22 protein-coding genes are annotated in these 21,717 nt (G+C 65.8%); 9 read left to right on the top strand and 13 right to left on the bottom strand.

Annotated elements, in window-relative coordinates:
* Positions 1-189 precede the first annotated feature (189 nt).
* The 4 genes from AC1RGE_RS21165 to AC1RGE_RS21180 all read left to right on the top strand — a co-directional run bounded on the left by AC1RGE_RS21165 (position 190) and on the right by AC1RGE_RS21180 (position 4,415).
* Positions 190-1,227, top strand: coding sequence for a hypothetical protein (locus AC1RGE_RS21165; RefSeq protein ID WP_492584954.1), 1,038 nt, complete (start codon positions 190-192; stop codon positions 1,225-1,227).
* Between the two features lie 119 nt (positions 1,228-1,346).
* Positions 1,347-2,396, top strand: a complete 1,050-nt coding sequence (locus AC1RGE_RS21170) for a hypothetical protein (RefSeq protein WP_492584956.1) — start codon at positions 1,347-1,349, stop codon at positions 2,394-2,396.
* Between the two features lie 741 nt (positions 2,397-3,137).
* Positions 3,138-3,494, top strand: a complete 357-nt coding sequence (locus AC1RGE_RS21175; protein WP_492584958.1) for a DUF6124 family protein — start codon at positions 3,138-3,140, stop codon at positions 3,492-3,494.
* A gap of 108 nt (positions 3,495-3,602) precedes the next feature.
* Complete coding sequence (locus AC1RGE_RS21180; protein ID WP_492584960.1) at positions 3,603-4,415, top strand: alpha/beta fold hydrolase; 813 nt, start codon at positions 3,603-3,605, stop codon at positions 4,413-4,415.
* A 114-nt stretch (positions 4,416-4,529) separates the two neighbouring features.
* On the opposite strand, the gene dsbG is transcribed toward AC1RGE_RS21180, so the two are convergent.
* From dsbG to dsbD, 3 genes are read right to left on the bottom strand one after another with little or no spacing between them, the layout of a single operon-like run.
* Positions 4,530-5,297, bottom strand: a complete 768-nt coding sequence (gene dsbG / locus AC1RGE_RS21185; RefSeq protein ID WP_011062459.1) for a thiol:disulfide interchange protein DsbG — start codon at positions 5,295-5,297, stop codon at positions 4,530-4,532.
* The gene (locus AC1RGE_RS21190; RefSeq protein WP_103291464.1) at positions 5,273-6,136 is read right to left on the bottom strand and encodes a TlpA disulfide reductase family protein; all 864 of its coding nucleotides are present in this window, start codon (positions 6,134-6,136) and stop codon (positions 5,273-5,275) included. The genes dsbG and AC1RGE_RS21190 overlap by 25 nt, the downstream gene beginning before the upstream one ends.
* Complete coding sequence (dsbD, locus tag AC1RGE_RS21195; protein WP_492584962.1) at positions 6,136-7,887, bottom strand: protein-disulfide reductase DsbD; 1,752 nt, start codon at positions 7,885-7,887, stop codon at positions 6,136-6,138. The genes AC1RGE_RS21190 and dsbD overlap by 1 nt, the downstream gene beginning before the upstream one ends.
* A gap of 153 nt (positions 7,888-8,040) precedes the next feature.
* Here dsbD and AC1RGE_RS21200 point away from each other — a divergent pair, with 153 nt between their 5' ends.
* The 4 genes from AC1RGE_RS21200 (at position 8,041) to AC1RGE_RS21215 (ending at position 11,999) form a co-directional block, all read left to right on the top strand.
* Positions 8,041-8,718 (top strand): response regulator, encoded by a 678-nt coding sequence (locus AC1RGE_RS21200; RefSeq protein ID WP_011062456.1) that lies wholly within the window; start codon positions 8,041-8,043, stop codon positions 8,716-8,718.
* Positions 8,719-10,044, top strand: coding sequence for an ATP-binding protein (locus AC1RGE_RS21205; protein ID WP_492584964.1), 1,326 nt, complete (start codon positions 8,719-8,721; stop codon positions 10,042-10,044).
* A 235-nt stretch (positions 10,045-10,279) separates the two neighbouring features.
* A complete protein-coding gene (locus AC1RGE_RS21210; protein WP_011062454.1) occupies positions 10,280-11,692 on the top strand; it encodes an aspartate aminotransferase family protein in 1,413 nt (470 codons plus the stop codon).
* Between the two features lie 82 nt (positions 11,693-11,774).
* Entirely contained in the window at positions 11,775-11,999 is a 225-nt protein-coding gene (locus AC1RGE_RS21215; RefSeq protein ID WP_011062453.1) for an MbtH family protein, read from the top strand.
* Positions 12,000-12,154: 155 nt separating this feature from the next.
* Here AC1RGE_RS21215 and AC1RGE_RS21220 read toward each other — a convergent pair whose 3' ends face one another.
* The 10 genes from AC1RGE_RS21220 to AC1RGE_RS21265 form a co-directional block, all read right to left on the bottom strand.
* Entirely contained in the window at positions 12,155-12,982 is an 828-nt protein-coding gene (locus tag AC1RGE_RS21220; protein WP_492584966.1) for a class I SAM-dependent methyltransferase, read from the bottom strand.
* A 209-nt stretch (positions 12,983-13,191) separates the two neighbouring features.
* Positions 13,192-14,175, bottom strand: a complete 984-nt coding sequence (locus AC1RGE_RS21225) for a metal ABC transporter solute-binding protein, Zn/Mn family (protein WP_492584968.1) — start codon at positions 14,173-14,175, stop codon at positions 13,192-13,194.
* Positions 14,176-15,075, bottom strand: a complete 900-nt coding sequence (locus AC1RGE_RS21230) for a metal ABC transporter permease (RefSeq protein ID WP_103291541.1) — start codon at positions 15,073-15,075, stop codon at positions 14,176-14,178.
* Positions 15,075-15,818 (bottom strand): metal ABC transporter ATP-binding protein, encoded by a 744-nt coding sequence (locus AC1RGE_RS21235; protein WP_015636481.1) that lies wholly within the window; start codon positions 15,816-15,818, stop codon positions 15,075-15,077. The genes AC1RGE_RS21230 and AC1RGE_RS21235 overlap by 1 nt, the downstream gene beginning before the upstream one ends.
* Positions 15,815-16,744, bottom strand: coding sequence for a metal ABC transporter substrate-binding protein (locus AC1RGE_RS21240; RefSeq protein ID WP_011062448.1), 930 nt, complete (start codon positions 16,742-16,744; stop codon positions 15,815-15,817). The genes AC1RGE_RS21235 and AC1RGE_RS21240 overlap by 4 nt, the downstream gene beginning before the upstream one ends.
* Before the next feature lie 35 nt (positions 16,745-16,779).
* Entirely contained in the window at positions 16,780-17,352 is a 573-nt protein-coding gene (locus AC1RGE_RS21245; RefSeq protein WP_015636479.1) for a DUF6162 family protein, read from the bottom strand.
* Positions 17,349-17,687 carry a hypothetical protein gene (locus tag AC1RGE_RS21250; RefSeq protein WP_053152993.1) on the bottom strand — a complete coding sequence of 113 codons (339 nt, stop codon included), beginning with the start codon at positions 17,685-17,687 and terminating at the stop codon, positions 17,349-17,351. The genes AC1RGE_RS21245 and AC1RGE_RS21250 overlap by 4 nt, the downstream gene beginning before the upstream one ends.
* A complete protein-coding gene (locus tag AC1RGE_RS21255; RefSeq protein ID WP_011062445.1) occupies positions 17,684-18,226 on the bottom strand; it encodes a PA2404 family protein in 543 nt (180 codons plus the stop codon). Before AC1RGE_RS21255 ends, AC1RGE_RS21250 begins: the two co-directional genes overlap by 4 nt.
* Positions 18,223-19,446, bottom strand: a complete 1,224-nt coding sequence (locus tag AC1RGE_RS21260) for a PepSY-associated TM helix domain-containing protein (protein WP_053159635.1) — start codon at positions 19,444-19,446, stop codon at positions 18,223-18,225. The genes AC1RGE_RS21255 and AC1RGE_RS21260 overlap by 4 nt, the downstream gene beginning before the upstream one ends.
* A gap of 296 nt (positions 19,447-19,742) precedes the next feature.
* Positions 19,743-20,210, bottom strand: a complete 468-nt coding sequence (locus AC1RGE_RS21265) for a VOC family protein (RefSeq protein ID WP_011062443.1) — start codon at positions 20,208-20,210, stop codon at positions 19,743-19,745.
* A 283-nt stretch (positions 20,211-20,493) separates the two neighbouring features.
* Between AC1RGE_RS21265 and AC1RGE_RS21270 the strand changes: the two genes are divergently transcribed.
* On the top strand, positions 20,494-21,717 hold the full coding sequence (locus AC1RGE_RS21270) for an SfnB family sulfur acquisition oxidoreductase (protein WP_047337435.1): 1,224 nt from the start codon (positions 20,494-20,496) through the stop codon (positions 21,715-21,717).

Genomic DNA, 21,717 nt, shown 5'->3' on the forward strand with positions numbered 1-21,717 from the left:
AGGACCGACATCTGGCGTAGGAGCCGGCTTGCCGGCGAAGAGGCCCGCAAGCCTTGCATCGCCCTGGCCGACGCCTTCGCTGGCAAGCCAGCTCCTACGGGCGAAGAGGCCCGCAGGTCCTCTGCTATGATCGCGCCCGGCCCAGGTCCAAGCACCTGCGCCGGGCGTTTTCATTCAAGGACCGGAACCATGGCAGAACAGCTTTACTGGCGCGATATCGAAGATTCCCTGGGCAACTGGAGTGGCCTCGGTGTCGAGGTCGAACCGGGCGCCACGGACAGACCGCCGTTGTACCTGCGCACCGGCGCCAATGCCCGGATCAAGCTGATGCACCACGACACGCCGTTGTTCTGGGCCACCCTGGCCCGTGACCACTGCGGCGTCTGGCTGGTGCGCAACCCGCTGGCGGACGGCGCCGAATGCCGGCTGCTGGCACCCATCGACTCACCCACCGTGGAGCAGCACGCCGCCCTGGCGCCCGAGCTGCGGATCAAGGCCTGGAGCCGCTATTTCGTCAGCCGTCTCAGTGAAAGCGCCCGGCACTTCCTCACCCCCGGTTTCTGGCTGGCCCAGGGCCTGCTGCCGGAGCCCTCCAGCACCGCGAGCGGCCTGGACCACTGGCGCTTCACCTCGGTGATCGACCCTTTGACCCATGTGCCCAACTGGCACCTGTACGGCGAGGATTTTCTCGACAACCTGCAACCCCAGACCCTGGAGTGGATCGACTGGTGGCATGGCGGCGGCAAGCTCATCGGCCTGCACCGTGTCGACCCCGAGGCCGGGCGCCTGAAGTGGTGGCGCAAGAAGGCCCGCGAAGGCAGCCTGCCGCCGATCCTGCTGTGGTACGTCGGCGGGTTGGCGTCCTACGTGGTGATCGACGGCCATTACCGTTTGCAGGCGGCCATCGCGGAAAACCTCGCGCCATCATTCATCGTCCTCAGCGCCACCCGCGAGCGCGGCTTCGCACCGAGCCTGGAGCATCAGCAACGGGTCATGGATTCACTGCGCAAGCGCGGCGACGCGGTGCCGCGCAACCCGGCCCTGAGCACCGAGAACCTCAACCGGGTGCTGATCCAGGCGTTCGATGACCGGCCGCAGTACCGCAGCGCTACCCCGGCCTGGGCCGGCAATGAGCCGGAGTCGCAGTGGTGCGACGAGGTGCGTCAGTGCCTGGGCGGGCAAGGGTTGGCAGACGAAGTAGACGCGGTCATTGGCCGCCATGGGTAAGGCGCTGGCCGCCTTCGCTGGCAAGCCAGCTCCTACAGGCGAATGGGCCCTCCAGCCCTCTGCTATAGTCGCGCCTGCCCGCCGCAGGGCCGGTCATTGATCAAGGATTAGGGACAATCGTGGAACAGATTTTCTGGCGTGATATCGAGGATTTGGCCGGCCACTGGAACGGCCTCGGCGTGGACGTCAAACGCCCGGCCAGCGGCAAGCCCAACCTGTGCCTGCTCAGTGGCAACAACAGCCGTATGCAGTTGGTGCTCGGCGACCAGACCCTGCTCTGGGGCACCATGTCCCGCTGCCTGTATGGCGTATGGCTGGTGCGCAATCACCTGCCGGAGCAACTGCCGCAAACCCTGGTGGGCCCCATCGACTCGCCTCAGGTGGAACAACAGGCGCGCCTCGACCCGGCGCTGCGCCTCAAGGCCTGGAGCCGCTTCTTCGTCGAGCAACTGATGCAGCACCAGCCGGACTTCTTTTACCCCGGCTACTGGCTGGTGCGGGCCCTGCGCCCGGCATCACAGAAGCCGATGCGCCCGTTGCTGGAGGGTATTGAGGCCTGGTACTTCAAGGGCGGTGAAGATGCCTTGAGCCATCTGCCGCAGTGGGCGATCTATGGTCGCAACATCCTCGACAACCAACAGGCTGGCACGGCGCGCTGGGTCGAGTTGGGGGAGTACGGTGGCGCAGTAGTCGGCCTGCATGCCGTGGACCCGCATTCCGGGCGCTTGAAGTGGTGGCGCAAAAAAGCCCGCGAAGGCAGCTTGCCGCCGATCCTGCTGTGGTATGTCACCGGTCTGAGCTGCTATCTGATTCTCGATGGCCATTACCGCCTGCAGGCGGCCATCGATGAAAACCTGCCGCCGGAGTTTCTGGTGCTCAGCTCGCCGCGGCTCTACCGCTATCGCCCCAACCCGCAAGAGCAGCAGAAGGTGCTGGGGGCGCTGCAAGTGCAAATCCAGCGCAAAAAACTGGACACGGGGCGCTTCAACCAGTTGCTGATCAGCACCTTCGACGACCGGCCGTATCACGGCTTCGGCAGCCAGTCCTGGGCGGGGATTGCCTCGGAGCAGGCGTGGATCGACCAGGTCAGCGGCATTCTCAAGGAACGCGGTGACCTGAGCGACCTGGAGGAAATCCTCGAACGCGAAGCGCCGGAAGAATACCGTTGAGGCGGCCAACAGACCGCCCCCAGAACCGACGCCAAGCGGCTTTCTGTAGCCGCTGCCGCAGGCTGCGTACGGCTGCGCAGCAGACGCGGCATTCTCAAGGCCGCCAGAGCTAGCCGGCGGGAGATCGTCAAGCAAGGTCCTGCGGACCTTTTCGCAGCCTCGCACGCTCGGCAGCGGCTACAGGCCAGTACCAGCCGGCTTTCTGTAGCCGCTGCCGCAGGCTGCGAACGGCTGCGCAGCAGACGCGGCCTTCTCAGGCCGCCAGAGCTAGCCGGCGGGTGATCGTCAAGCAAGGCCCTGCGGGCCTTTTCGCAGCTTCGCCAAGGCTAAGCAGCGGCTACAGGGCAACAATTCCATAGGTCCATAGGTCAATGCCGATCGGGGCAAGGTGGTTTCGGAAACGGGCTGGAAGGTCGCTGGAATGGTGTTTAGTCGCTTTCTTTTGTAAGGCATTTCCGAGAAACTGCGGGCCGCTTGAATGCGCCGGGTGGGCGGGCTAGGGTTCCTGAGCCATCGCCCAATCGATGGCTCGGATGTGCAAGTCCGACCGTTACCAGACGCATTAGCGCTCAGTCACGCCTGAGCGATTTCATGTCCGCCGTGTTATGGCGGCCGTGCGCGGGAGATCTTCGGATCTGCCGGGGTTCTGGTAACTCGGTCTTGCACACCCGCGTACGGCTGCCACCTTATTCGTGTGCAAGCGAACGGTGTCGGCTCCTTGTCATTACCAGGAGTTTGACCATGAAAAAGCTCGTCCCCGATCCGCTCACGTCCTATCGCGATCCCGCCCTCAAGGCTGCCAACGCCACCCTGCGCGTGGCCCTGGCCCAGCAACCGCTGGACCCTGCGCTGTTCCAGCTCAAGACCCAAGCCAAAGCCGTTGCCGCGGATTCGCTGTTCAGCGTGCGCGAAGGTATCAACGCCGAAGAAGCCCTGGTGCATGTGGCGCTGCTGCTCAAATGCGCCGAGGAAGTGTGCGATGAAATCACCCAACAGGGCAGCGGCCTGGAACGCGGATTGATCTGGTCCATGGTGCATTCGGTGGAGATGGCCCGTGCGGTGGTCGAGGCCTTGCTCGACGGCCAGCGCGGGCCTTGAGTCCGGGCATTTCCTGATACGGTTTTGTCGCCCCGGTCCGATTGACTGAGCCTGGTTCACGGCACAGTCTGTCGGATCTTTTTCGTTATTCCCTGCAGGAGCTAGCCGATGCCTTTCGCGACTATCGATGGACAACCCTTGCACTACCTCGACCAGGGCCAGGGGCCGGTGGTGTTCCTGGCCGGCAGTTATTTGTGGGACACCGGTATGTGGGCGCCGCAGATCGAGGCGCTGTCGGCGCAGTATCGGGTGATCGCGGTGGACCTGTGGGGCCATGGCCAGTCCGGGGCGCTGCCTGAGGGCACCGCGTCGCTGGATGATGTGGCGCGGCAGATGCTGGCCCTGCTCGACCATTTACAGATCGAGCGCGTAACCCTGGTGGGCTTGTCGGTGGGGGGCATGTGGGGCGCGCGCCTGGCCCTGGCGGCGCCGCAGCGTATCGACGGCCTGGTGCTGATGGACACTTACCTGGGCGCCGAGCCTGAGCCGACCCGGCAGTACTACTTTTCCCTGTTCCAGCAGATCGAAGACGCTGGGCTGATCGCCGAACCGCTGCTGGACATCGTGGTGCCGATCTTCTTCCGTCCGGGCATCGACCGGCAGTCGGCGCTGTTCCAGGATTTTCGTGCCAGCCTCGCGGCACTGCCGGCCGAGCGCCTGCGCCAGAGCGTGATTCCCATGGGGCGCATCACTTTCAGCCGGGCGGATGTGCTGGATCAGCTGCAGCACCTGGATGGGCCGAACACCTTGCTGCTGTGTGGTGATCAGGACAAGCCGCGACCACCTGCGGAAACCCTCGAGATGGCCGAACGCATTGGCTGCCCATACCAGCTGGTTCCTGACGCGGGGCATATTTCCAGCCGGGAAAACCCGGAGTTCGTGACCCGGGCCTTGTTGGCGTTTTTACAGCGCAACGGCTGAAGCCTGACTCTCTTGCCGTAGGAGCTGGCTTGCCAGCGAAGAGGCCCGCAAGCCAGGCGCCCGCCTGACGGACGCCTTCGCCGGCAAGCCGGCTCCTACGGCGAAGGGGCGGGGTTATTTGGGGCCGAGGATCTGCGTCAGCTTGCCCGGGGCCGGGGCGCCTTGCTGCTGTTGCAACTCGCCCTTGTCGTCGAGGTAGAAGATCGCCGGGGTCGCCGACAGCTCCAGTTCTTCCATCAGTTTCATGTTGGCGTCGAGCTTGGCCTGCACCGCTGCGGGAATGCTGGCCAGGGGTTTCAGGGCGCTGCCCTTGCCGGCCTTTTCGTGATCCTGCAGGGCCTGCTGCGGGTCCTTGGCGGCCAGCAGGGCGGCGGATTTGCCCGGGCTGTCTTCGCGGATGATGCCCACCATGATGTGCCGCAGCTGCACTTTGCCGGCCTTGACCCAGGGCCGCGCCTGTTCCCAGAACATGTTGCAGTAGGGGCAGTTGGGGTCGCTGAACAGGTAGACGATGCGCGGTGCATCGGCCTTGCCGTCGGCGATCCAGTTGCTCTTTTCCAGGTTGCCCCAGACTTCCTTGGCCATGGGCGCGTAGACCAGTTTCTGCAACGGTTCGGCGCTCAGGTCCTTGCCGTCTGCATCGTAGAGGTTGCCCAGCAGCACGTGCTTGCCATCAGGGGTCAGGTACAGGGTCATGCCGCGGTTCTGGTACTGCGCGGCGTAGCCCTTGAGGCCGTCCGGGGCGTCGAAGCTGCCGATGATCTTGGCACCTTTTTCTTCGATCTTGCGGATGGGTGCAGGCAGTTCCTCGGCCTGTAGCAGTGGGGCGTTGAGCAACGCCGCGCCCAGAGACAGGCTCAGCAAGTGGCGGATGAAGGGCATGGCAGTTTCCTTGAAGGGGCGACCGAGGTCGGGTGGGCGCCGTCGAAGTTTTCCAGGGCCCGGGCCAGGCTGGCTTCCGAGAGTTCCCCCAGGTGGCTGCCCAGCAGGCGGCCATCGGCGCTATAGAACAGCGTAGTCGGCAGGGCCATGGAGCCCACGGCTTTGCCCAGGCGGCCACTGCCGTCGAACAGCACGTTGTTCAGGTTCAGGTCCTGGGTGGCCAGGAAGGTGCTGACGCTTTGCATGCTTTCGGCCTGGTTGACGAACAGGAAGGTCAGGTCCGGGCGTTGCTGCTGGGCTCTCTCCAGCACTGGCATCTCCCGCCGGCACGGTGGGCACCAGGTGGCCCAGAGGTTGATCACCAGCGGGCCACCCTGGTAGTCGGTGAGTTGCACGGTTTCGCCGGCGGCGTTGCGCAGGGCCACTTCCGGCAGGCGCGTGCCCTGGTCGTAGAGGGTCAGGGCCAGGGTCGCCAGCAGCCAGAAGGCCAGGCCGCTGGCCACCCCGGCACCCAATGGGCGGCGCAGCGCCGGGCGTTTCCAGCCCCAGGCCAGGGCCGCCAGGAGCATGACGATCACCCCCGGCCAGGCCAGGAAGCCGCCGTCGCGCAGGTCGATGATCATCCACAGGTCGTGGCGGTAGTGCTTCCAGTAGGCGATGACGAAGCTGACCCGCGCCGCCAGCATGCCCAGCAGGAACAGCGAAAACAGCACCGACTCAGGGTTGTCACCGCCGCGCTTGGCCACGCGCCAGCCCACCAGGGTGGCCAGGGCCAGGGCACTGATCAACAGCAGGTGGTTGAGGGCGATGGCAAAGGTGCCGATGGTAAAGGTCAGCATCAACGGGCTTCCCGGGTCTGGGTCCAGCGTTGCAGGAAGGCGTTGGCATCCACTTCGCCGGTGATGCGCTGGCTGCGGCGTTCACTGCCGTCCGGGCCGATCCACAGCATGCTCGGTGGCCCCGGCACCTTGTAGCGGCTCAGGAGTTCGCGGCCGTCGGCGTTGTCCAGGGTCACGTCCAGGCGCAGCAGGCGCACATCCGTCAGGGCCTCCAGCACCTGAGGCTGGCCGAACACGGTTTTCTCCATGATCTTGCAGGACACGCACCAGTCGGCGTAGTAGTCCAGCAGCACCCACTGGCCCTGGGCCCGGGCGCTGTCCAGGGCGCTTTGCAGCTCGGCGGGGGACTTCACCGTGGTGAAGGCATCATGGGCCGTGACGCTATTGGCCACAGGGCCAGCGCTGTAGACCTTGAGCGGCCGCCACAGGTCGTCGCCGCCACCGGCGGCACCCACCAGCAGCATGCCGCCCCAGGCCGCGAACAGCAGCGCGCCGGCACCGAACAGGTGCAGCAAGCGGCCGGCAATCGCCCGTTGTTGCCAGGCGCAGTAGGCCACTACCAGGGCCAGGGCGCCCCACAGCCCCATCCACAGGCCGGGGTTCAGCACCGGGCGCAGCATGTAGATGGCGGTGCCCAGGAACAGGATGCCGAATACACCCTTGAGCAGGTTCATCCACGGGCCGGGCTTGGGCAGGAAGCGGTTGCCCAGGGTCACCAGCAGCAACAGCGGCAGGCCGATGCCCAGGCCCAGGGCGAACAGGGCCAGGCCGCCAAACAGCGCGTTGCCGGTCTGGGCGATGTACAGCAGGCCGCCGGCCAGTGGCGCGGTCATGCACGGGCCCACCAACAGGGCCGACAGCGCGCCGAGAATGCCGCAGCCAATCAGGCTACCGCCCTGGCGCTGGCGGCTGGCGCCTTCCAGGCGGTCACGCAGCAGGGCCGGCATCTGCAGTTCGAAGAAGCCGAACATCGGCAGCGACAGCAGCACGAACAGCGCGGCGAAGCTGCCCAGGACCCAGGGTTGTTGCAGCCAGGCTTGCAGGTTGCTGCCCAAAAGGGCGGCGATTACCCCCATGCCGGCATACACCAGGGCCATGCACAGCACATAGCTTGAGGCCAGGGCCAGGCCCCGGCGCGGGCTGGCGCCGCTGCCCACCACCATGCCGGCCAGAATCGGCAGCATCGGCAGCGAGCAGGGGGCGAAGGCCAGCAGCAGGCCGAAACCGAAGAAGGCCAGCAGGCCCAGGCCCCAGGATTTTTGTTGCAGGTCATTGGCCAGCAACTGGTCCTGGGCCGAGCCATTGCTGGTGGGCGCGACGTTGCTGGCGGCCACTGCCGGCGCACCGCCCAGGTCCACTTCCAGGGTTTGCGGCGGGTAGCACAGGCCGGCGTCGGCGCAGCCTTGCCAGCCCAGCTTGACCTTGCCGCTGGCGGCGGCCGGCAGCTTCACTTCCAGGCCCTGGCGATACACCGTCTGCTGGCCGAAGAATTCGTCGCTGTGGTCTTCACCGGCCGGCAGGGTGGGTTGCAGCTCTGGCGCCACGCCGTCGAATTTCAGGCGCTTCTGATACAGGTAGTAGCCGTCGGCGATCTGCCAGAACAGCTGGGTTTCCCCTGAAGGCAGGCGCTCGGAGGTGAAGACGAAGGCCTTGCCCACCGGCAGGAAGTCGGGCTTGACCTCGAACGGGTTGTTGCCGGCGTGCGCCAGTGTGGTGAAGAGCATGAACAACAGGAGAAACAATCGACGCATGGCCAAGCCTTAAACCGGTGCAAGTTGCGAGCACAATGGCCGGTCCTGATTAACCGATGATTAACCATACTTGGCTTGTGGCCAGGAAACGGCGGGCATAATGTCCGCTTAATCCGCAGCCCGCTTAATCAACGCCTTTGTACAGGACCGACCATGCACGTACTTGTCTGTGAAGATGATGAGCTGATTGCCAGCGGGATAGTCGCCGGCCTCACGGCCCAGGGCCTGACGGTCGAGCATGTGGCCACCGCTTCGGCAGCGCGGGCCATGCTCGGCGTGGCCGATTTCGACGTGATGGTACTGGATCTTGGCCTTCCGGATGAAGACGGTTTGAAGCTGCTCAAGCAGCAGCGCCAGCAGGGCCTGGAGATTCCGGTGCTGATCCTCACCGCCCGCGACTCGGTGACCGACCGGGTCGATGGCTTGCAGGCCGGTGCCGACGATTACCTGCTCAAGCCCTTCGACCTGCGGGAACTGGCGGCGCGCCTGCACACCCTGTTGCGCCGGGTGGCGGGGCGCAGCGTCAACCTGATCGAGCACGGGCGCTTGACCTATGACCCGAGCACCCGGGAAACCCTGCTCGGCGGCCAACCGGTGGACCTCTCGCGGCGCGAGCAATCCCTGCTCCAGGCGCTGCTGCACAACCGTGGCCGGGTGCTGTCCAGCGAGCAACTCAAGGACAGCGTCTACGGTTTCAACGATGAGCTGGAGAGCAACGCGCTGAATGTGCACATCCACCACCTGCGGCGCAAACTCGGCAACGGCATCGTCGAAACCGTGCGCGGCCTCGGCTATCGCCTGGGCCCGGCCGACGGTGAGGAGAACCGCTAAGTGAGAAGCCTGCGCCTGCGCCTGAGCATGACCCTGGGCGCTGCCTTCATCCTGATCTGGGCCCTGGCCGCGGCCTGGATGCTCAGTGACCTGCGCAACCAGATGATGTTTTCCCTGGACCAGCGCCTGGTCGCTTCGGCGCGCATGGTCGCCGGGCTGCTGGAGCAGATGCCGGCGCTGCCGTCCCATGGCCCGAGCAACCAGATCAACAGCGCAGCCCTGACCATCCCCGGCGGCATGGCCTGCCAGGTCAGTTCCCTGCGCGGGCAGATCCTGGCCCGCAGCCACAGCACTCCGGAGCACCCGCTGGAAGCCGAGAAGCTGGGCTTTCACGACCAGATGATCGACGGCGCGCCCTGGCGCACCTTCACCCTGGTGCGCGGCGACATGCGCATCACCACCGCGGATCGCCAGGTCGAGCGCGAAGCCCTGAACATGTCGGTGCTGCTGGCGGCTTCGGTGCCGGTGGGCGTGGCCCTGCTCGGCTGCCTGTGGCTGCTGTGGCTGGGCATCGGCCAGAGCCTGGCCCCGCTGAACCGGATTCGTGACGCGCTGATGCGCCGCAGCGCCGACTCCCTGGAACCGTTGCAGATCCAGCCCATGCCCAGCGAGCTGCGGCCGCTGCTGGAAACCCAGAACCAGCTGTTCCAGCGCATTGCCAAGACCATCGAGCGCGAGCGCCGGCTGACCGGTGATGCAGCCCACGAACTGCGCAGCCCGCTGACCGCGATCAAGACCCACCTGCAAGTGGCGCGCATGACCGAAGGTGCGGCCCGGGATCAGTCCCTGGCCCGGGCCGAGGAGGGCGCCGACCGCATGCACCGGACCCTGGAGCAGCTGCTGTTGCTGGCCCGGGTCGAGGGCAGCCTGTCGTTCGACGACGGCGTGCACTGCACTGCCGAACAGGTGGCGCGCCTGGCGATCCAGGACGCCGCCGTGGGTGCTCGGGCCCGGGTCAAGCTGCATATGCAAGGCAAGGCCGGCGAGGCTGCGGTGGAAATGCCCTCGACCCTGGCCATCGCCGCCTTGCGCAACTTGCTGGACAACGCACTGCGCCACACCCCTGAAGAATGCCCGGTGGAGCTGAACCTGGACACAGTCGGCGCCCGGGTGCGTTTCCAGGTCCGCGACCATGGCTCGGGCATTCCCGCGCAAGACTTGCAGCACCTGACCCAGCGCTTCTGGCGCGACAGCCAGAGCAGTGGCTGTGGCCTGGGCCTGGCGATTGTCCAGGCCATCGTCCAGCGTTGTGGTTGCGAGCTGAATTTCGACAGCCGCCCCGATGGCCTGCGAGTCGAGCTGACCCTGCCAGCCCACCGCGCCTGACCCATCACCGTCCACTGTAGGAGCTGGCTTGCCAGTGAAGGGGCCCTTGAGACCGCCTTCGCCAGCAAGCTGGCTCCTACGGGGCGGCATGTGCAATTTCCTCGCCCCGGGGTGTAAATCCCCACCGCGCTGAAGCGTTTTTAGAACAGGAAAACCTGTCAGTGCGCGCCCGCGCTTGGGCTGCGCATCCGGCCGGTGGCCGTTTTGCTCAAATTGCAGCGTGAGGGTTCGAGACATGTCAGCCGTTACCAGCCTGATGGAAGATTCGCCGGTGGGCCTTGGCGCCGCCCCGCAAGAGACGCTTTACCAGTTCGACGAGTCGCCCCTGCTGGCCCGCCAGAGCCGCCAGGAATCCAATGCCCGCAGTTATCCACGGCGCATTCCCCTGGCCCTGAAGCGGGCCAGCGGCATTCACGTCGAAGACGTCGAGGGCCGGCGTTTCATCGATTGCCTGGCCGGTGCCGGGACTTTGGCCCTGGGCCACAATCACCCGGTGGTGATCGCCGCGATCCAGCAGGTGCTGGCCGATGAGTTGCCGCTGTTGACCCTGGACCTGACCACCCCGGTCAAGGACCAGTTCGTCCAGGACCTGTTCGGCCTGTTGCCCGAGGCCCTGGCTGGCGAGGCCAGGATCCAGTTCTGCGGCCCCACCGGCACCGATGCCGTGGAAGCCGCGCTGAAGCTTACGCGCACCGCTACCGGGCGCAGCACCGTGCTGTCGTTCCAGGGCGGTTACCACGGCATGAGCCAGGGTGCGCTGAGCCTGATGGGCAGCCTGGGGCCCAAGCGCGCCCTGGCCGGGCTGCTGAACAACGGCGTGCAGTTCCTGCCGTTCCCCTATGACTACCGCTGCCCGTTCGGGCTGGGGGGCGCCGAAGGGGTCAAGGTCAACCTGCATTACCTGGAAAACCTGCTCACCGATCCGGAAGCCGGGGTGGCCCTGCCAGCAGCAGTGATTGTCGAGGCGGTGCAGGGCGAGGGTGGGGTGATCCCGGCCGACCTGGAATGGCTGCAAGGTGTGCGCCGCATCACCGAGAAGGCCGGGGTGGCATTGATCGTCGATGAAATCCAGAGCGGCTTCGGTCGCACCGGCAAGATGTTCGCCTTTGAGCACGCGGGGATCATTCCCGATGTGGTGGTGATGTCCAAGGCCATCGGCGGCAGCCTGCCGCTGGCGGTGATGGTCTATCGCGACTGGCTCGACACCTGGCAGCCGGGTGCCCACGCCGGCACCTTCCGCGGCAATCAGATGGCCATGGCCACCGGTTCCGCGGTGATGCGCTACCTCAAGGAACACCGGGTGCCCGAGCACGCGGCGGCCATGGGCGAGCGCTTGCGCGAGCACCTGCTGATCCTGCAGCGCGACTTCCCGCAACTGGGGGATATCCGTGGTCGTGGCCTGATGCTCGGGGTGGAGCTGGTGGACCCGGCCGGCGTGCCGGATGCCCAGGGCCATCCACCCCAGCATGCGCGCCTGGCACCGCTGGTGCAGCGCGAATGCCTCAAGCGCGGGCTGATCCTGGAGCTGGGCGGGCGCCACGGCGCCGTGGTGCGTTTCCTGCCGCCGCTGGTAATCACCGCAGCGCAGATCGACCAGGTGGCCCAGATCTTCAGCAAAGCCGTAGCGGCGGCAGTGGCCAGCCTCTAATTTTTTGCCCCGCCGTTTCGTTCCTTCTACACAACCGCCGTGCGCTGAGCGCGGCGAACCTTATCAGTGATGGAGACAAGCAATGACTTCAGTATTCGACCGTGAGGACATCCTGTTCCAGGTGGTGGTCAACCATGAAGAGCAATACTCGATCTGGCCCGACTACAAGGCCGTGCCCCAGGGCTGGCGCACTGTGGGCAAGAGCGGTTTCAAGAAGGACTGCCTGGCCTACATCGAAGAAGTCTGGACCGACATGCGCCCCCTGAGCCTGCGCCAGAAGATGGACCAGCAGGCCGTCGCCGGCTGACCTGTAGCCGCTGCCGAGCCTGCGAGGCTGCGCAAAGGGCCGCAGGACCTTCAGCGATCTCAAGAGCAGCGCCTCCTACGGAGCCGTGCGCCGCCTGCGGCAGCGGCTACAGAGACGCTGCCTTCTTGAGCTTGGCGGTTTTTCATGCCGGGCGATCAGCCCCCGCGCTTGACGGCCTGCAAGGTGTAGCTCAGTGGCAGGCGCCATGGCGCTTCCTTGAGTCGCCATTCGCCGCGTTCATCCACCACCATCTGCCCGGGCAGGGCTTCCCAGGGGATGCTCTGGTGCTCCGCCAGTCCCGTGATGTCCAGGCCCTGGGCCAGCAAGGCGCTGATGATCTCTCCCAGGCCGTGGTTCCATTCGTGGGTCATGGTGGCCTTGAGGGGGCTGTCGGTTTCCACGTAGGTGTTTTCGTCGTCCCAGACCAGAGGCTCGCGGGTTTCGAAGTAGGGCAGTTCCACCCGCAATGAGTCGTGGTGATCTTCGTTGATGGCCCAGAGCATCGGGTGGCCTTCGCGGATGAACAGCCGGCCACCGGGCTTGAGCAGGGCGCCGACGGTCTGCGCCCAGCGCTCGATGCTCGGCAGCCAGCACAGGGCGCCGATGCCGGTGTAGACCAGATCGAAGTTGCCTTGGGGCAGTACCTCGGCGGCCAGGAACACGTCGGACTCGTGGTAGTCGATAGGCGTATTGCAGCGTCGGGCCAGGGTCCGGGCTTCAGTCAGGGACGCCGGGGAAAAATCCACGCCGCTCATCTGCGCGCCGAGGCGGGCCAGGGACAGGGTGTCGGTGCCGATATGGCATTGCAGATGCACCCCGCGCAGGCCTCGGATATCCCCCAGCAAGGGCCGGTCGAACTGCACCACGTCGGATAGATAGCCGGCTTCGTCGACAAAACGCTGCACCGCGTAGTCCGCCGAGGCGGCATGCAGGGGCGCGCGTTCGTCCCAGTTGGTCTTGTTGAGTTTTACGTAGTCGCTCATGGCGCGGGCTTCTTCTCTGGGCTTTTGGCGAAGCGCAGACTAGCACCGGGAAATGCGCGCGATCTTGAGGGAATATGTAAGCGGCCCCGGCCCCCTGACCCCGACTGTAGGCGCTGCCGAGCCATGGCGAAGCTGCGAAGGTCCGCAGGACCTTCAGCGATCTCAAGAGCAGCGTCTCCTGCACAGCCGTTCGCAGCCTGCGGCAGCGGCTACAGGCTCAGGGCCTGGGTGACTTTCTGCAGGTTGCCTTCCAGTTCGGCGAGCGGGTCGGCGCTGTCGGTTTCCAGCACCAGTAGCTGGCTGCCGCCGGCGCTGATGGCGGCTTTCAGTGCCTCGGACGGCTGGCGGTGGTGCAGGACCAGGGCCACATCGTTGTCCTTGAGCCGGGCTTGCAGCTTTTTCAGGGCCTCGGGGGTCCATTCGTTGTCGGCCCGGGCGTCCACTTCCAGCAGTTCCAGGTTCAGGCCACTGACCAGGTACCCGAAGTGCTCGGAGAGGCTCAGCACGCTGAGGTTGTCGGCCTCGGCCAGGCGCGCTTCGCTGTCGGCGCTGAGTTTCAGCAGGCGCTGTTTGAGGCCTGCCAGGTTGCTTTCGATCTGCGGTTTGGCTTCGGGCGCCAGCCGCGCGAGGTCCGCCGCCAGCACGTCGGCCATGCGCCCCAGGTTGTTGCTGGACAGCCAGGGCTGGGCGTTGAGCCCGTCGCTCTTGCCCGGTTGCAGGGCCACCCCGGGCAGGGCGCCGTCCACCGGGCGTGCAGCGTCGATCTCGACGATGCGGATGTTGCTGCGTCGGGCGTTGGGGTACAGCGGGTCGTCCGGCCAGATCGAGCGCAGGCCGATCACTGCGTCGGCATTGAGTGCCAGCTTGGCCAGGGCCGGAGCGCCACGCCCGGTGAAATAGGCAGTCTGCCGCGAGCCCGGCAGGTTGGCCGGGGCCGCCCGTTCCAGCTTGATGTCGGTACCCTGCAGCAGGATCTGCCCCAGGCCGAAAGTCACCGGCAGGGAAGCCAGCACCGTCGGTGATTTGCTTGAGGTGGCGCTGTGCAGCGCGGTGTTGCCCATGCCGTGGTTGGCGACCACGCGCATCGGTTCGAAGTGGTCGCGCTCGGCCAGGGCCGGAGTACTGATCAGGCCGCCGAGGGCCAGGGCCAGGGTCAGGCGACGCAGTGACAGGTGAGGCAATGAACTGTGCATTTATCCGATATTCCCTTTCAGGCTGGGGACAGTGCCGCGAGCGATGGCGGCCAGGGCGAAGGCGACACCGGCCACCAGGATGATCGCGGCGCCGGAGGGCACCGGCAGGTCGAAGACGATGGGTAGCAGGACGCCGCACAGGGTGCTGACGGTGGCGATGCTCACCGAGATCCAGAAGAAGCCCTTGAGCGACTGGCTCAGCAGGCGTGCCGCGGCGGCCGGAATCACCAGCAGGGCGCCTACCAGGATGGCGCCGATGACTTTGACCGCGGCCACGGTGATCAGGGTCACCAGGATCACGAACAGGTAGTCCAGGGCCTTCACCGCTACGCCGCGTACCGCCGCCAGCTGCGGGTTGAAGCTGGCCAGCATGATGCGGTTGTACAACGGCAGGCTCAGGCCCAGCACCAGGGCGCCGACGATCAGCAGCACCAAGAGGTCGCTGCCGTTGACCGTGAGCACCGAGCCGAACAGCACGTTTTCCAGGATGTGCACGTTGATCTTGCCGGCGAGGATCAGCAGCAGGCTGGCGCCCAGGGCCAGGGACACCGAAAGGAACACGCCGATCAGGGTGTCCGGCGCCAGGCCGGTGCGGTTGCGCAGGTAGTTGAGCAGGATGCCGAACAGCAGGCAGTAGCCGAACAGGCTGCCATAGGGGCCGGTATAGGGTTCGCCCAGGAGAATGCCGATGGCCACCCCGGTCAGCGCCGCGTGGCCCACGGCTTCGGAGAAGAAGGCGAAGCGCTTGACCACCACCAGGGTACCCAGGCCGCCCAGCACCGGGCCGATCAGCAGCCCGGCCAGCAGGGCGTTGACCACGAACCCGTAGGCCAGGGCTTCGGGCAGGTAGCCGGCCGAAGCCCAGCCCTGGACCATCAGGCGAAAAGCTTCATAGGTCATCAGGCGGCGCTCCCGGCGGCTCGTGGATGGGTGGAGAACAGGCTGAGCAGGCGCTCCGGGGTCAGGGTCTGCTGCGCCGGGCCGTCGAACAGCACCCGACGGTTGAGGCCGGTGACCCGGTCCGCCAGGCGGCCCACGGCCTCCAGGTCGTGCTCGATCCACAACAGGGTGATGCCGCTCTGGCGCCAGTCGTGGAGCAGTCGTTCGAAGACCTGGATGCCGGCCTCGTCCAGGGCCGACATCGGCTCATCCAGTACCAGCAGTTGCGGTGCCGGGATCAGGCCCTGGGCCAGCAGTACCCGCTGGCGTTCACCGCCGGACAGGGCGCCCATGCGCCGCTTGCGCTTGTCCTGCATGCCGACTCGTTCCAGGGCCTCGCCTATGGCCTGGGCGTAATGTCGGCTGAGGCCGAGGAAGGCCGGGCGGCGCTGGCACATGGCAGCCATGAAATCGTCCACGGTCATGGGCAGGCCGCGGTCGAACTCCAGGGCCTGGGGCACATAGCCGATGGTGCCGGGGGCATCCGGCCACTGCAGGCGCAACTGGCCCTGGTGCGGCATCTGCCCCAGCAGGGTCTTGATCAGCGAACTCTTGCCGCCGCCGTTGGGGCCCACCAGGGCGTGCACGCTGCCGGGCTGCACCTGGAAGGCGACGCGATCGAGGATGGTGGTGCGGCCCAGGGTCAGGCTGACCTGGTCGAACTCGATGGCCGGGCCCCGCAGCAGGGTCTCGATGGCGGTCATGCCCCGGCCTCCTGGATGGCCCGGACCACGGTGTCGAGGTTGCCCTTCATTTCCTTCTCGTACTTGTCGGCGCTGTAGTCGCCGTAGGAAATGTGTGACAGCGGGTAGAGCTTGACCCCGGATTCACGCTGGATGGTGTCGACGTAGGTGGAGGGGAAGTCCATCTCCGAGAAGATCACCTTGACGTCCAGCTCGCGCAGTTGGTCGATGGTCTTCTTCAACTGGCTGGGGCTGGGTTCGATGCCGTGGGCCGGCTCCACCACCGCGGTGACTTGCAGGCCGAACTCGCGCAACAGGTAGTCGTAGGCTGCATGCACCGTGGCCACCCGCAGGTCGGCATTGGGCGCCTGGGTCAGCTTGGCCAGGGCGTCGGCGCGCATCTGCCGCAGGCGCTTGCCGTAGGCGCGGGCGTTCTGGGTGTAGGTCTTGGCGTTGGCCGGGTCCATCTTGCCCAGCTCCCGGGCGATGTTGTTGACCTGGGCGATGGAGGCGCTGATGGAGAGGAAGGTGTGCGGGTTGACCACTTTGCCGGCGCCTCGCGCGGCCACCCCGGTGGCGGCCAGCAGCGGCACGTTTTCGTTGGCTTCGATCACCGGGATGTCCGGGCGCTCGCTGGCGGCGATCATGCGGTCGGCGAAGTCATCGTGGCCCACGCCGTTGAGCACTATCACGTCCAGGGTGCCGATGCGCTTGATGTCCTCGGCCCGGGGTTCGTAGGCGTGGGGGTTGAAGCCGGCGGGAATCAGCGGCACCACCTCGGCCTTGTCACCGACGATATTGGCCACGTAGCTGTAGTAGGGGTGCAGGGTGATGCCGATGCGCAGGCGCTTGGCCGGGTCGGCGCTAGCCAGGGGGCTGAGCATCAGGGCCAGCAGACTGACCAGCAGCACCTGCAGAAAGGGGCGGCGTTGAGATGAAATAGGCATGGGCAAGCGGTCTTCTCTCGGGTGAATGCGAATGATCAGTGGCGATGCTGGCGGGTCACTCCGGCATCGAATTGAGCCACCACCTGTTGCCAGCCGGCGGCGGCCAGTGGTTCGTCGCCCAGGTCAGCGGGCAGGGCGGCGGAAGGGGCGCGGTTGAGCCAGATATCCACCTGGGTGTCATCTTCGGCGTCGATGCGCATCAGAAAGGAGCCGGCCACTTGCGGGTTCTGGCTCAGACCCAGGTAGGCCTGGTTCTGCACTGTCCAGATATGGCCACCGCGGCTCACCGAGCTGGCGTCCTGGGCGAAGGGTGCGAAGCCTTCGCCGGCCAGTTCCTCGGGGGTCGGCAGGTCCTGACTTTCGGCGCGCAGCAGGTGGATTTCGTCGAGGGTCACCCGCAGGTCGGCATAGATGCCCTGCTCGCCGGCGCTGAGGTCGCGGCGCGCGTCCAGCTGGTGGCTGGCGACACTGCCGGTCGCGGTTTCTTCGCCGCGCCACAGCACCACGGTGGCAGCCACACTCAGAATCAGTGCACACAGCAACAGCACATAGAGGGTTTCATGGCCGGCGCCGGCGGGGCGCACGACCTGGGTGGTGGCAGGAGTCATGGGGCCTCGATATCCGCTTGGTCGATCTCGACCACGTGGCCGGGGCCCGCATCGAAGAGTACGTAGAACTCGCTGGAAGGTTTCTTGAAGGTCAGGGTCGAGTCGGCCCCCAGCTTGCCCGGCACCAGGATGGTTTCGTCGTAGCCGATCACGTCCAGGGTCACCCCCGGGGCGCCGCTGCCATCGGAAAAACCACCGGTGCAGCGGATCTGCTCGGCGTCTATGGCCTTGCACTCGCACATCGGGTTGTGGGCCAGGGCGCTTTGGCTGAAGGCGCCGCCCAGCAACAACAGGGCCAGGGCGCCAAGGCGCCGTGGGGATACTGCGCAACTCATCGTTTGCCTCCTTGTTTTTCGAGCCAGGCCACGGTGGCGGGTGACGCCTGGCTCAGGGGAATGGATGCCTGGTGCATGCTGCCGTCCCAGCCTTCCATGGTGATCCACAGCTCGGAATCGGCCTTGGTCTTTTCCGGGATGGGCAGGCTGGCGCCCATGCGGTACGGGCTGCCGAAGAAAATCACCCCGGCGGCCCGCAGGCTGCGGGGCTTGCCGATGCGCAGGTAGGTGGCTTTGACCGGCTCGATGCAGGCCTGGCACAGGGCGGCGTTGAAGCTTTTCAGGTAACCGGCGGGGCCATCGCTGCGTGGCGCTTCGTTGCGCATTTCCGCCAGGCGCAGGCTCCAGGGGCCGACCTGGATTTCGCCGATCTCCCGTTCACCCAGGCCGCTTTCGCCGCGAAACAGGGCAACGTCGGCGAAGTATTTGGGCATGAAGCCCAGGGGAATCAGCAACAGCAGGATGTTCAGGTGAAAGCGCCACTTGTGCCAGAGCCGGCTCAGGTTCGAAGGCGCGGCGGCGGTGCTGGTCTGGCTCACAGGGTGCTCTCCGAGGTTTCGGCGCTCATGGCCGGGGCGGGTGCCTGGGCGGGTTTGCTGGCGGGGCGCGCACGGGCGGCCTTTTCTTCGCGCTTGAGGGCGTTGGCGGTGGCCAGGGCGGTGCGCTTGGTCCAGATCAGCAGGCCGCTGAGGACCATCATGCTCAGCACCAGGCCGAAGAAGAACCAGATCAGCTTGATCCAGAGGCCGCCGAAATCACCGGTGTGCAACGGGCGCATGGATTCGGTGACGAACTCCAGGGTGTTGCGGTCCGCCAGCAGGTGCGAGGTGTCCAGGGAGCCGGTATAGGGGTTGATGTTGGCAGTCTGGTACATCAGCGGATACCAGCCGCGGCCGCCGACATACAGGTGGCTGTAGGCGTTGCTCGGCAGGCTGACGAAGCTGATGTCGAAGCCGGGGATTTTCTGTGTGGCAATGCCGATGGCCTGGTCCAGGCCGATCATCGGCGCCGGGCTGCCATCGCCCGTGGTCGGCACTTGCTCGCGGGCGATCACCGGGACCACGGGTTCGCTGGAGATACTGATGTGGTTGTCCGAAAGAATCGCTTCGATCATGAACCAGGTGCCGGTGATGGAGATCACCGCGATGAACCAGATCGACCAGATGCCGCTCAGGCGATGGAAATCACCCCAGAAGATCCGTGCACCGTGGCGCAGGCGCAGGGTCGGCTTGAGAAAGCCTTTCCAGAACTTCTTGTAGACCACCAGCCCGGTGATCAGCGACACCAGCATGGGCAGGCCCAGCAAGGACACCAGGTACCAGCCCCAGCTGTAGCCGTTGGTGAAGGGCACCAGCCACCAGCCGTGCAGGGCGCGGGTGAAGCCCTGGAAATCGAACTGCGGGCTGGTGCCCTGGATCACCCCGGTGTAGGGGTTGACATAGAGCGTCGGCGAGCGGCCGTCCGGGTAGCTGACACTGACACTCAGGGCGAAGTGGCTTTCATCCGGGGTGACGATGGTGTCCACCCGGGTCTGGGGTTCGGCACGCTTGATGGCCTGGACGATCTGGTCGTAATTCAGCGGTTGTGCATCATCGCTGGGCTTGCTGGCGCGCACGTCGGGGTTGGCCAGCCACACGATCTCCTGGCTGACCACCGCCAGGGTGCCGGTGACGCAGACAATCAGCACAAAGAACCAGATGGGCAGGGCCAGCCAGCTGTGCACCAGAAACCAGATTTTTGAACGGGACTTCTTCGACATTGAATGGGCGTCTTGATTCGAGGAATGGAGCGGCACTGGAACCCGGGACCGGGCCCGGGACAAAAAGCGCCGGGCATAGCCTGGGCCAACGCGGCCTGCTGCATCTAATTAAGACGAATGAGAATCGTAAATCCCGAAAGGCGATATGAAAGTAAATGTTACGAAGCTGCGAAACCCTCGTGAAAGCCGCTGCTTGACTGGTTTGGTCAATGCCCATGGCCCCGTAGGAGCGGGCTTGCCCGCGAACGGGTCCGCGAGACGCCTTCGCCGGCAAGCCGGCTCCTACAGGGGCAGGCTCAGCCGGCCTGTTGCTGGAACATTTCCCGGGCCCTTCGGCCGATTTCCTCGGCGCTCAATTCCTCCTTGCGGCTGGCGAGGAACCACACATGCCCGAAAGGGTCGCGCAGGCTGCCGCTGCGATCGCCGTAGAACTGGTCCTTGACCGCCGACACTTCGGTGCCGCCCGCGGCGATCGCCTGGGCAAAGCGGCTGTCGACATCTTCCACATACAGGTGCAGCCCGACCGACGTCTTGTGGGCTTCCGGGCTGCCCATCGGGGTTTGTTCGCAAGGGCTGCCGAGCATGATGGCCGAACCGCCGATGCGCAGTTCGGCATGGCCGACCCTGCCGTCGGGCATGTCCAGGCGCATGATCTGCACCGCGTCGAAGGCCTTCTTGTAGAACTCGATGGCCTCGGCGGCGCGCTGGATGCCCAGGTAGGGGGTGACGCCGCTGAAACCTTCGGGAATGGGATTGACGCTCATCAGGGTTTCTCCTTGATCTTGTTGTTGGGGGCGACGCTGACGCCGCGTGGAGCAGGCTTCACTCTATACCCGGGCCCTTGCCTGCCTGGCACGGGCCGACGAGGTGTCGTCCAGGCAACACTGGCCTACTGTTGGCCCATCAACAGCGTTCCAGCAATCTGCCCGGCAGAGGGCCTGATGCCGGGGCGAAATACCCACCCAAGTCCTTGAATTCATGGGGGCAGGCTTTAGGCACAGAAGCTGCAATGAGCGGCAGTCACCTTCATTCGCCCGAGAGCGCCGTATGCCTGCATTGCCTGAATCTGCCGTTTATCCCCTGCACACTCCCGCTGCCCATGTGATCCGCGATGGCGCCGAAGCCCTGGCCGTGGCCCGGCAAGTGGCCGCGATCCTGCTGGAGCAGGACGCCGAGCGCGACCGTACCCGGGAAGTACCGGCGCAGGTGGTCGACCTGTACTCCAACAGTGGCTTGTGGGGCATCAGCGTGCCTCGCGAATTCGGCGGCGCCCAGGTGTCCTATGCGGTGCTGGCCGAGGTCATCGCGATCATTTCCGCTGCCGACCCGTCCCTGGGGCAGATCCCGCAGAACCACTACTGCCTGCTGGAAGACATCCGCCTGCAGGGCACGCCGGAGCAACAGGCGCACTTTTTCGCCCTGGCCCTGCAAGGCCATCGCTTTGCCAATGCGTTGTCGGAAACCGGCGGCAAGAACGTCCAGGACATCCAGGCCACTGTCCGCCGCTCGGGTGACGGTTATGTGATCAATGGCCGCAAGGGCTACTGCACCGGTTCGCTGTATGCCCATTGGCTGGCAGTGCTGGCCCTGGACGAGCAGGGCAGGGGCCAGCTGGCCTTCGTGCCCCGGGGCAGCGAGGGGCTGGCGGTGATCGACGACTGGGACAGCATCGGCCAGCGCACCACCTCCAGTGGCACCGTACTGGCCCAGGACCTCAAGGTGCCGGCCTTCAACCTGTTTCCCACCTACCGTTCCTACGAAAGCCCGACCCTGGCCGGGCCCTTCGCCCAGCTGACCACGGCCGCCATCGACGCCGGGATTGCCCGGGCGGCGCTGCGCGACACCATCGCCTTCGTGCGTGAGCATGCCCGGCCGTGGATCGATGCCGGGGTGGAGAAGGCCAGTGAAGACCCGCTGACCATCATCCAGGTGGGGGCCCTGGACATTCGCCTGGAAGCCGCCGAGGCCCTGCTGGAACGGGCCGGCCTGGCCCTGGACGCGGCCCGCCCGGCACCCGATGAAGACAATGTGGCCCGGGCCTCCCTGGCGGTGGCCAAGGCCAAGGTGCTGACCACCGAAATCGCCATCGAGGCCAGCAATAAACTGTTCGAACTGGGGGGCACCCGTTCCACCCTCAAGCGCCACAACTTCGACCGCCACTGGCGTAACGCCCGGGTGCATACCCTGCACGACCCGGTGCGCTGGAAATACCACGTGGTGGGCAACTGGCTGCTCAACGACATCAAGCCACCGCGCCATGACTGGTCCTGA

The organism is Pseudomonas sp. GW823-FHT02C05, assembly GCF_058797595.1.